At 42.3% G+C, this 2,017-nt stretch carries 2 protein-coding genes; one reads left to right on the top strand and one right to left on the bottom strand.

From position 1 onward, the window contains the following. Nucleotides 1–1,092: FAD-dependent 5-carboxymethylaminomethyl-2-thiouridine(34) oxidoreductase MnmC (gene mnmC / locus A3738_RS23990; RefSeq protein WP_156504470.1), on the top strand; the 1,092-nt coding region annotated here is incomplete at its 5' end. On the opposite strand, the gene A3738_RS31470 is transcribed toward mnmC, so the two are convergent. After that, nucleotides 1,085–2,017 (bottom strand): hypothetical protein (locus A3738_RS31470; protein ID WP_197474001.1); only part of this gene is annotated, 933 nt, incomplete at its 5' end. The genes mnmC and A3738_RS31470 overlap by 8 nt on opposite strands.

Raw genomic sequence — 2,017 nt, 5'->3', positions numbered from 1 at the left:
CCATTGCAAGGCGCTAGCGGTCAAAAACAGTTGATCATGTATGGAAAATTCCCTCAGCAATATACACCAGAAGCACGACTACTGATTCAAGCACAGCTCTACGCTCAAACCTTTTTCTCGAGAGAGCAACTCTCAAGCGGAAACAGATTTTGGCATACTTGCGGCGTTGTTCACCTAGCATGGAATGAAAAAGAACGAGCTAAACAGCAAAATGTTGTAGATCGCTTTGAACTGCCTGAGACATTCATGTATCAGGCCGATGCAAATAAACTCAAAGGCCTGAGCGGACTAGATATTCAAGACAGCGGGCTAGTATTTCCACAAGCAGGTTGGTTAGACACAGAGGCATTTTCTAAACATGTACTAGAACATGACAACATTGAGCTAATCAATAAGCGTGAATATACACATCAGGATTGGGAGAGCGATGCGTTACTGAACTCGATGAATGCAGATGCAACGATAATATGTAATGCAGTTTCCTACCAAGATCTAGACATAAACTACCCACTACCAATAAAACCCCTAAGAGGGCAAACAACTCAGTTGTCATCCAAGTCATTCGCGACACCCAAAACAGTTCTATGTGGCGAGGGTTATCTCTGCCCTACATTACACGGCGAACTGCATATTGGTGCCAGTTACGACTTGAATAATTCAGAACCATTTGAATCAAGGGAAGATGATCACGCTAATATCGAAAAACTCGTGACTTGGCTCAAAGGATGGAGCGATCAAGCGACGTTGAATGAACAGGTTTCAGGCCGACATGCAGGTATTCGGACAACGTCAAACGACTACACTCCGATCGTTGGGAAACTACCTCGAACGAGTGCAATGAACAAGCAATATAGTTTTCTTACAAAAAACGCCAAACAAGAAACAATACAAGGCAGATACTACGATCACACATACTTAAACCTAGCTTACGGCTCGAAGGGACTCACCTACTCACCCTTAAGTGCAAGACTTCTTGTGGATACAATTTCTAGTTCAAGTATCGGACTTCCACACGAACAAGCAAAACAACTATCACCAGCGCGATTCTTAATAAAAAGCCTCAAGAAAGGTCATTTTTATTCAACTAATTAATAGGAAGTAGGTTTTCACCATCTGGAGAAAATGGCGTGATTCTGTAGCGGAAGGTACCGTCACCTGACGAGTGATCCTCCTTCCAAAGAACTAAAAATTTGTCTTCGCCTACAACGTCTAAATCTACAATATAATCCGTTCCGGCGGTGCCAAACTGCTGAACTTTTAACAAACTCGGAGTAGCCACAACATCAACCGATGCAAAAAATAAATCTTGCCCTCCTATGATAGAGCCCGCCTCAAACTCTCCGAGAGTCTCGCCAACAACACCAACCCTCTCAAAATCTTCCTTATCAAGAAATGCAATAGCTCGTCCAACGTCATTGGAATCCGTGGCAATAGTGAACAGATTAGATATCGAACTTTCTTCATTTAATCGCAAATTGTACAAAAAAACATCATCTGTTAAGGAAGGTGTAGCATCTCCATCTTTACTGAAAGTCGAACTAACCAAGACACCAAAATTATCGTCACCATAATTGGCAACACCACCTTGCATAAATGCTGCTGGCTGCCTAAGTGACGCACTTGCAACATCTACATCTAAAAATCCATCATCATCTAAAGAGCGTGAAAATATACCCGCACCATCCGTCACGAAAGCGTGAACATTCGAATCATCAACGGACAGCCCTACCATATTATTATCTGATCTATCGCCAACAAAACGGCTATATAAAAGGGACAATGATCCGTCAAATAAATAAACAAAACCTTCTCGGCCATCTTCAGGAGGAATAGTAGACTGACCATCCAAAGAAAGACCCTCGGTACTTCCAGAAACAGCAATTTCACCATTATCAGTAATAACTAACTCAACAACTTCATCAACAACTTCAGAACCATGCTGACTTTGAGCTAATACAGTCACCGCACCGCTATCATTAACTCTAAGTTTTACAACAGCAAAGTCTTGCCCCCCCCA

Source organism: Oleiphilus sp. HI0066 (genome assembly GCF_001635725.1).
The sequence above is the reverse complement of the archived record's forward strand: the minus strand, read 5'-3'. Positions and strand labels throughout refer to the sequence as shown.